This is a genomic window from Faecalimonas sp. LCP19S3_D12 (assembly GCF_052121495.1).
In the GTDB taxonomy this organism is placed as follows: Bacteria; Bacillota; Clostridia; order Lachnospirales; family Lachnospiraceae; genus Faecalimonas.
Window position 1 is genome coordinate 1 of record NZ_JBQKED010000120.1, and the last position, 937, is coordinate 937.

A 937-nucleotide genomic window follows, 5' to 3' on the forward strand; every position below is an offset into this window, starting at 1 on the left:
AGTATACCGAGTTCCCTACAAAAAGAATTATAAAGAAAAAAAGCCGGGTAGAAAACTGTTTTCATAACGTTTTGTGCCTGAGCAAAGCGAAAGGAATGGATATAAAAATGGCAAAAAAAACGAATAAGACTGCTCATGTACTGAATTTACTATCTGGCAGTACCGGACAAAAGCCAGCAAAAAACGAACCTGTTCCGGAAGAAAAAGAAAAGGAAAAAGAAAAAATTTCACCTGTTGTTTCCAATATTAAGATGGACTCTAGCGGCAAGGAAGATGCCGTATCTGATATTATTCATCAGCAACTCTTATCTGAATTTATGGAGGCAGAGAGCACACCAGAGGTTGAGATAATCCCTGATATAGAGCCGGTGCCTGAACCAGGGCCAGTATTGGAGATTCCAGAACCGGAACCACTCCCAGAAGAGGAGGTCGCTCCCATTGACGAGCTTGCAGCTGAAGCACCAATTGTAGAGACGGAAAAAGTTTCAGAACCAGAAGTGGATGAGACACCGGTTGCTGAAAAAGAGCCTGAATTTATTGTATTGAATATAATTGAACAGATTGTACGTGATAAGATTATATACTTTATGCGTCAGTTTGAAGTCTGTACCTGTGACCGTTGTATTGCAGATACAGTTGCATTGACTTTGAACGGTCTCAAACCAAAATACATTGTCACATCTCCCGCTGCTGCTGCACCTTTGATCAGCTTCTATACGAACAAATATATTTCTGATATCACAGTAGAAGCTACAAAAGCATGTATGGTAATCAAGGAAAATCCACGACATACAAAAACAGACGAGACTTCTTAAAGTCTCGTCTGTTTTTATATAATAGGAAATTCCGATTTTTGTTGGAACAATGAATGAAAATAGCCCGCACAAAGTCGGGCATGAGAACAAGATGACGCTCGTTAGAAGATATAAAAACCTTC

At 39.6% G+C, this 937-nt stretch carries 1 protein-coding gene; it reads left to right on the plus strand.

Annotated features, from left to right (window positions below; genetic code table 11):
- The coding region (locus ACTQXY_RS15515; RefSeq protein ID WP_441660215.1) for a late competence development ComFB family protein at positions 1-815 on the plus strand (815 nt) is incomplete at its 5' end.
- Between the last annotated feature and the right edge of the window lie 122 nt (positions 816-937).